The organism is Streptomyces sp. NPDC004561 (assembly GCF_053602155.1).
This window is the reverse complement of sequence record NZ_JBSGDB010000441.1, coordinates 1-7355: the sequence shown is the minus strand read 5'-3', so window position 1 is coordinate 7355 and position 7355 is coordinate 1. Positions and strand designations below refer to the sequence as shown.

At 73.4% G+C, this 7355-nt stretch carries 5 protein-coding genes and 1 pseudogene; 1 reads left to right on the top strand and 5 read right to left on the bottom strand.

Going from position 1 to position 7355, the window contains the following annotated elements; translation table 11 throughout:
- Positions 1–449 precede the first annotated feature (449 nt).
- The 4 genes from ACWEN3_RS37080 to ACWEN3_RS37065 form a co-directional block, all read right to left on the bottom strand.
- Entirely contained in the window at positions 450–2255 is a 1806-nt protein-coding gene (locus ACWEN3_RS37080; RefSeq protein WP_452980302.1) for a GMC family oxidoreductase N-terminal domain-containing protein, read from the bottom strand.
- 28 nt (positions 2256–2283) lie between these two features.
- The gene (locus ACWEN3_RS37075; RefSeq protein ID WP_452980299.1) at positions 2284–3897 is read right to left on the bottom strand and encodes a succinic semialdehyde dehydrogenase; all 1614 of its coding nucleotides are present in this window, start codon (positions 3895–3897) and stop codon (positions 2284–2286) included.
- Positions 3898–4033: 136 nt separating this feature from the next.
- Complete coding sequence (locus ACWEN3_RS37070) at positions 4034–4957, bottom strand: serine/threonine-protein kinase (protein ID WP_452980296.1); 924 nt, start codon at positions 4955–4957, stop codon at positions 4034–4036.
- A 45-nt stretch (positions 4958–5002) separates the two neighbouring features.
- Entirely contained in the window at positions 5003–5905 is a 903-nt protein-coding gene (locus ACWEN3_RS37065; protein ID WP_452980293.1) for an MBL fold metallo-hydrolase, read from the bottom strand.
- Between the two features lie 71 nt (positions 5906–5976).
- Here ACWEN3_RS37065 and ACWEN3_RS37060 point away from each other — a divergent pair, with 71 nt between their 5' ends.
- The gene (locus tag ACWEN3_RS37060) at positions 5977–6888 is read left to right on the top strand and encodes an AraC family transcriptional regulator (RefSeq protein WP_452980290.1); all 912 of its coding nucleotides are present in this window, start codon (positions 5977–5979) and stop codon (positions 6886–6888) included.
- Positions 6889–6918: 30 nt separating this feature from the next.
- Here ACWEN3_RS37060 and ACWEN3_RS37055 read toward each other — a convergent pair.
- Positions 6919–7355, bottom strand: a pseudogene (locus ACWEN3_RS37055) (serine/threonine protein kinase); the annotation flags it as partial.

Sequence of the window (7355 nt, the reverse complement as noted above, 5' to 3'; positions counted from 1 at the left end):
CGGCCCCCCCCCCCCCCCCCCCGGCGGAAAACTGCACACATGCACCAGTGCCGGGTCAAAAGGTTGCGGATGTCTTGCCCATCCAGCACGATGCGCAGAAGCCCCCAAGTCCCCGCGCAGACCACGGCATTGCTGTACCGCCCGCACGCCAGAGGTCGAGACCGACCGATCCGGCGGCGCACCCCCCGGCGCCGCCTCCCGGCACCGGCGCCGCCCTGACGTCGGTGCTGACGAAAGGAAGGGCCCCGCGGCCTCACTCCCGCAGGGCCCTTCGCCGTGCCCGCGCTCCGGCGCGCACCCCTATTCGTGTGACGCACATCACGAAGGTTCCCGTGCGATCAGGACAACCCTTGGGCCTTGTCGCTGATCAAACCTGCCGGATCAAGAACGGTGCGAGGGACCTGCCTTCGGAGGGGGATGCAGGTCCCTCTTCGCCGTTCCGGGCCGGCTCACTTCTTCGGCGGCACCGCGGGTATCCCCAGGAACGGCAGCCGCAGCGCGCCGAACGCCTTCTCCGGGACCGCCGGGGACTGCGGCTCCACCGGCTTCAGCCGCTCGTACACCGCGCCCGGCGCCGGCCTCGGGTCCGCCTCGCCCTTGTTCGGCCAGAACGACATCGCCCGCTCGGCCTGCGCGGTGATCGTCAGCGACGGGTTGACGCCCAGGTTCGCCGAGACCGCGGCGCCGTCCACGACCGAGATGCCCGGGTGGCCGTACAGCCGGTGGTACGGGTCGATCACGCCCGTCTCCGGGGAGTCGCCGATGGGGCAGCCGCCGAGGAAGTGCGCGGTGAGCGGGGTGCCCATCAGCTCGCCGACGTTGCTGCCCGCGAAGCCGTTGATCTCGGTGGCGAGCGCGGAGGCGGCCTCCGTGGCGGCCCTGATCTGCTTGGGGTTCGGCGAGCCGTGCCCCTGCCGGGCGGTGAGCAGGCCCTTGCCGACGCCGTCCGGCTTCAGGTACGTCGTCAGCGAGTTGTCCAGTGACTGCATGACGAGGCCGATGATGGTCCGCTCCGACCAGCGCCGGTTGGACAGGGAGCGCAGCACGAGCAGCGGGTGCCTGGCCGCGTTCGCCAGCCAGGCCAGCGCCCGGGAGGAGCCCTCGGCGTAGGGCACCTGGAGGATCGACAGGCCGCCCATCGCGTTGGAGCCCTTGCCGTAGCGGACCGGCTCGATGTGCGTGTTCTCGTCCGGGTGGATCGACGAGGTGATCGCGACGCCCCGCGTGAAGTCGGCCTTCGGCGTGCCGTGCGCCCTGCGGTAGCGGCGGTCGTCGGTCTGCGCGCCGACCAGCGCCTCGGAGTTGGTCCGGGTCAGGTCGCCCAGCCGGCCGGAGAGGTACGGCAGCTGGCCGCCGGCCTTCATGCGGTGCAGCAGGGTCTGCGTGCCGTAGGTGCCGGCCGCGAGGACGACCCGGCGCGCGGTGAGGAGCCGGCCGCTGCCCTTCTTCCTCTGGTCCGTCGGCAGGGTCGCCACCGCGTAACCGCCGCGGGAGTCGTCCGTGACGGACACCACCGTGGTCATGGGGTGGACGACCGCGCCCGCCCGCTCGGCGAGGTGGAGGTAGTTCTCGTTGAGGGTGTTCTTCGCGCCGTGCCGGCAGCCGGTCATGCACTCGCCGCACTCGGTGCAGGCGTTCCGCTCCGGCCCGGCCCCGCCGAAGTACGGGTCCGCGACCGGCGCCCCCGGCTTCGCCGTCGCCGCCCCGTCCGCGTCCTTGCCGTCGCCGAAGAAGACGCCCACCGGCGCGAGGTGGAAGGTGTCGCCGACGCCCATCCGCTCGGCCGCCGCCTTCAGGTGCACGTCGGAGGGGGTCATCGTCGGGTTGAGGCGCACCCCGAGCATGCGCTGGGCCTGGTCGTAGTACGGCTTCAGCTCCTCCTGCCAGTCGGTGATGTCCCGCCACTGCGGGTCGTCGAAGAACGGTTTCGGCGGCACGTAGAGGGTGTTGGCGTAGTTGAGCGAGCCGCCGCCGACGCCGGCGCCCGCGAGGACCATGACGTTGCCCAGCAGATGGATGCGCTGGATGCCGTACATGCCGAGTCTCGGGGCCCAGAGGTAGTTCTTCAGGTCCCAGGAGTTCTTCGGCAGGGCGTCGCGGGTGAAGCGGCGGCCGGCCTCGAGCACGCCGACCCGGTATCCCTTCTCGGTCAGGCGGAGGGCCGACACCGAGCCGCCGAACCCCGAACCGACGACGATGACGTCGTAGTCGTACCCGTCCTCGTCCCTGGCCTGGACGGACTTCTCCTGCGACACGTGCTCTCCTCGTTGAGAACGGGCGTTTCTAGCGGAACCGGAATGCCTTCATCAGCCGCAGGCTGCGGCTCATGAACTGGGCGTACTTCTCGTCGGTCATGCCGAGCGAGGGCGCCATCGGCAGCAGGCGCTGCTGGGCGACCGTCTGGGCCTCGGTGTACTTGAGGATGCCCTCGGAGCCGTGGCGGCGGCCGAGACCGGAGTCCTTCATGCCGCCCATCGGGGACTGGACGCTGCCGTAGGCGGGCGCGTAGCCCTCGTTGACGTTGACCGTGCCGGTGCGCAGACGGGCGGCGACGTCCCGGCCGCGGCGGGCGTTCTGCGTCCAGACGGAGGAGTTGAGGCCGTACGGGGTGGCGTTGGCGCGCTCGACGGCCTCGTCGTCGGTCCTGAAGCGGTAGATGGACACGACGGGCCCGAAGGTCTCCTCCTCGCACACCGCCATGGAGTCCTCGACGCCGTCGAGGATGGTGGGCTCGAAGAAGTAGGGGCCGATGTCGGGACGGGCGCTGCCGCCCGCGACCAGCTTCGCGCCCTTGTCGACGGCCTCCCGCACATGCCGTTCGACGGTCTTCAGCTGGCGCTCGCCGACCAGGGAGCCCATCTCGGCCCCGTAGGCCAGGGAGTTGCCGAGCCGCATGGCCCTGGTGCGGGCGGCGAAGCGCTCCAGGAACACGTCGGCCACGTCCTCGTGCACGTACAGGCGCTCGATGGAGATGCAGAGCTGGCCGGCGGAGGAGAAGCAGGCGCGTACGGCGCCGGCGGCGGCCTTCGCGATGTCGGCGTCGTCGAGCACCAGCATGGCGTTCTTGCCGCCGAGTTCGAGGGAGACGCCGACCAGGCGGGCGGCGGCGCCCTGGGCGACCTCGCGGCCGGTGCGGGTCGAGCCGGTGAAGGAGACGTAGTCGGCGTGCCGGACCACCTCGGGGCCGACGACCGGGCCGTCGCCGAGGACCACCTGGAAGACGCCCTCGGGCAGCCCGGCCTCGATGAGCAGGTCGCGGGCCCAGAGCGCCGTGAGGCAGGTCTCGGTGTCCGGCTTCATCACGACCGCGTTGCCCGCGACGAAGGCGGGCAGCGCGTCGCCGACGGACAGTTCGAGGGGGTAGTTCCAGGGGGCGATCTGGCCCACGACCCCGCGCGGGTGCCGGAGTTCGGTGACCTTGGTCAGGGTCGGCACGGCGCCCGTGTGCCGCTTCGGCCGGAGGTAGGCGGCGGCGCGGCGGCCGTAGTGGCGGGCCGCGACGGCGACGGCCTGCACCTCCTCGTGCGCGTGCAGCCGGGCCTTGCCGGTCTCCAGCTGGACGAGGTCCAGGACCTCGGCCTGCCGTTCGAGGAGCAGGTCGTGGAAGCGGAGCAGGACGGCGGCCCGCTGGCGCACCGGGGTCCTCGCCCAGACCGCCTGCGCGGCACGGGCCGCCTCGAAGGCCCGCTGCACGTCCTCGGGGGTGGACTCGGGCAGGTCGGCCAGCTTCTCGCCGGTGAACGGGGTGTGGTTCGCCGTACGGCCGGAGCCGACGACGCCCTTGGTGAGCTGGGCCACCAGTTCCGGGGTGACCACGTCGGCGGCGGTGCGGGCGCCCTGGGGGGCGGGCGCGAGGGGGTTGGTACCGGCGATGTCCGGGGCCTGCGTGTCCGTCATGACGCGCAGGGTATGCCGCGGCGGAGGCTTTGTGTACCCGTCGGTAACGGGGATTCACGGAGTGCTCACACGCTGCCAGTGATCACTGGCAGGGAATGTGCTGATCAGGGCGTTGACGCCCCGGGACGGCGGACGATCACTCGGCTCCGGCTTTTCTCGCGAGGAGCAGCCCGAGGGCGGTGCGCGGGGTGCGGCGGCGGGGGTCGGGAACCTCCCGGGCGGGGCCGGAAACCGTCGGGTCCGGGCCTGGAGCCGCCGGGACGGTGTCGGTCTCGGCGGGCACCGGCCGGGCGGTCGGCTCCGGCGCGTCCGGTACGTCCGTGAGGCCGAGGTACTCGCGTAGGGCCACCTCGACCTCATCGGCGCCGGGCCGGGCCGCGGGCTCGTCGTCGTGCAGCCGGTCCAGCAGGGTGCCCAGCGGGCCGGCGTCCGCGTCCCCGACGGCGGCGCGGAGCAGGGCGCCCAGGGACCACAGGTCGGAGGCCGGCCCGGCGCCGGGTCCCGTCGCCCGCTCGGGGGCGGCGAACCCGGCGGACGAGTCCCCCGCACGCCCGTCGCCGATGCCGAAGTCGGTGAGGACGACCCGCCCGGTGTCCGATTCCAGAAGGACGTTGGCCGGTTTCAGATCCCGGTGCACGATGCCCACGGCGTGGGCGGCACGCAGTGCGCCGAGCACGGCGAGCCCGATACGGGCGGCCTCGGCGGCCGGCAGCGGCCCGCGGCGCAGGGCCTCCCGCAGGGACTCGCCCTCCACCAGTTCCATGACGATCCAGGGGACCCCGGCGTCGGTGACGACGTCGTACACCGTGACGGCGGACGGGTGCCGCACCCGGGTCGCGGCCCGGGCCTCCCGGTAGAGGCGGTGGGCGAGGCGCCGGCTCTCCTCGTCCTCGGCCGGATCGCCGGGCAGCAGCGGCTCCTTGACGGCGACCTGTCCCTGCCCCCGTTCGTCCCGGGCGCGCCAGACGGTCCCGGCGGGGCCGGTCCCGAGACGCCCGGCCAGCCGGTAGCGGCCGCCGATCAGACGTGCGTCGGGCGGGAGTTCGCCGTCTTCAGTCATGTCACATCAGTACCGTGCACACCACACCGTTGTCGAAGCGGGACGTCAGGCGGCCCACCGGTACGGCGTGAAACCGCCACGCTCCGCGCGCACCTCCACGGCGCCGGCGCCCGAGAAGTGCGCGGGAACCACCAACGCCCGCTCCGCCGCCGCCCGTTCGAGCACCCTCAGCCGGGTCTCGGCCGCCTGCCGGGGATCGAGGCAGAAGCAGCTGCTGCACTCGGGCCGCAGGATCTGGACTGGGTTGTGCAGGAGGTCGCCGACGAACACGGCGTGCTCACCGCGGGAGGCGACGCGCAGCACGGAGGAGCCCGGGGTGTGACCTGGGGCGGCCTCCAGGACGAGGTGCCCGTCGATGCGGTGCTCGCCCTCCCACAGGTCCACCTGCCCGGCCCTGTGCACGGGCGCGATGCTGTCCTCGTAGAGGAGCCGGTCGTCGACGCGGACCCCGCCGCCGTACCCGCCCTCCGGCCCGAAGTGGGCGTCGTCCGCCGCCGGGACGAGGTACCGGGCGTGCGGGAAGGTGGGCACCCACTCGCCGCCGGCGTCCTGGGTGTTCCAGCCGACGTGGTCGGCGTGGATGTGGGTGTTCACCACGAGGTCCACCTCCGCCGGGTCCACCCCGGCGCGCCGCAGCCGCCCGGGCAGGTCGCCCTCGCGCCGGTGGAAGAGCGGATTCGCGGGCCGCTCCCGGTCCCGGCCCACCCCGGTGTCGACGAGCACGGTCCGTCCGGCGCTGCGCACCACCCAGGTCTGGAGCGCGGCCAGGGCCAGGTCGCCGTCGGGCTCCCAGTGCCCGGGGACGAGCTGGTCCGTGTGCTCCTTCCACAGCTCGGGAGCGCTGTCCGGGACCAGCCGCCGGGCCGGGGCGATGGCGCCCTGCCATTCGACGATGCGGAGGACCTCGACGTCCCCGACGGTGAAGCTCTGCACGTTGTCATCAGCCATACCCAGGACTCTAGGGGCCGTCACTGAGCATCCCAATGCTTGAACGGCTCGATCGGATACGCTTGCGTCTCATGGATGTGGTGAGCGATGCGATCTCCGCGGTCCGGGCGGGCGAGCCCTCGTCGAACCGGCTGCGGGTGAGCGGTTCCTGGTGCGTGCGGCTGTCCCCGTACGAGGGGGCGGGCTTCCACGTCGTGCTCGGCGGCGCGTGCCGGCTGCTGCCGGACGGGGGCGGCGATCCGGTGAGCCTCGGCCCGGGGGACGTGGTGCTGCTGCCGCACGGCGCGGGTCACGTACTGGCGGACCGGGCGGCGACGGCGGAGCAGGTGCGGGGGGCCGTGCCGTTCGAGACGGTGCGGGACAACGACGTACGGCCGCCCGGACCGGGCCCCGAGGTCGAGCTGCTGTGCGGAAAGTACCGTCTGGACCGCAGCCGCACGCATCCGCTGATGGCGGAGCTGCCGCAGGTGGTGCACCTGCCCCACCGGGTCGGCGACCACCCCGAACTGCGGGCGGCGGTCGACCTGTTGGCCCGGGAGCTGGACGAACAGCGGCCGGGCGGCTGCCTGGCCCTGCCGAGTCTGCTGGACCTGCTGCTGGTCTACATGGTCCGCGCCTGGATGGCCCGGGCGGAGACCGGCGCGTGGCCGGCGGTGCTGACCGACCCGGTGACGACGGCCGCGCTGCGGGCCCTGCACGCCGATCCGGCGGCTTCCTGGACGGCCGGCCGGCTGGCCGCGGAGGCGGGCGTCTCCCGCGCCACCCTGGCCCGCCGCTTCACCGCCCTGGTGGGCCGCCCTCCGATGGCGTACCTCACCTGGTGGCGGCTGACCCTGGCGGCGACCCGGCTGCGCGACTCGGACGCGCCGCTCGCGACGGTGGCCCGGGAGACGGGGTACGGCAGCCCGTACGCCCTCTCGCACGCCTTCAGCCGGGAGTTCGGGATCACCCCGGGCCGGTACCGCGACCTCAGAACGTCCTGATGTCCCGGCCTCCCGGGGAGGGCGAACCGGTCACGGACCCGTGACCGAGAAGGTGTCCACCGCGACGTCGAAGTACTCCCGTGCCTCCCGCACCTTCCCCACGGGCGCCGACACCCACACGTCGTACAGCCGCCCGGCCTCCTCCCAGCACAGGTCGTAGGTGTGGCGGGGGCCCTCCCCGGCGCTGAAGCCGTCCCAGCTGAACTCCCACATGGCGGCGGGGTGTCCGCCGTGCGCGGTCCGGGTGACCCGGCCGTCGTGGTAACCGGGGTTCGTGGACGGCCCGTCGGCGGCCGAGCGGTCCATCACCGCCTGCGGACCGCCCGGTTGGGGCACGGTGACCTTGACGCCGAGGCGGAACGTCTGCCCCGCCGAGACGTAGAACACCCGCTCGCCCTGCGGACTGCGGGTGAAGTCCTGCGGCACGGCGAGCGAGAAGCCGGCCGGGTCCCGGGCGGTGCGGTAGC

What these genes read in the sequence shown, in the direction of transcription:
- ACWEN3_RS37065 (WP_452980293.1), bottom strand. Translation starts at nt 5,905, where the DNA reads ATGGCTGATGACAACGTGCAGAGCTTCACCGTCGGGGACGTCGAGGTC.
- ACWEN3_RS37060 (WP_452980290.1), top strand. Translation starts at nt 5,977, where the DNA reads ATGGATGTGGTGAGCGATGCGATCTCCGCGGTCCGGGCGGGCGAGCCC.
- ACWEN3_RS37070 (WP_452980296.1), bottom strand. Translation starts at nt 4,957, where the DNA reads ATGACTGAAGACGGCGAACTCCCGCCCGACGCACGTCTGATCGGCGGC.
- ACWEN3_RS37075 (WP_452980299.1), bottom strand. Translation starts at nt 3,897, where the DNA reads ATGACGGACACGCAGGCCCCGGACATCGCCGGTACCAACCCCCTCGCG.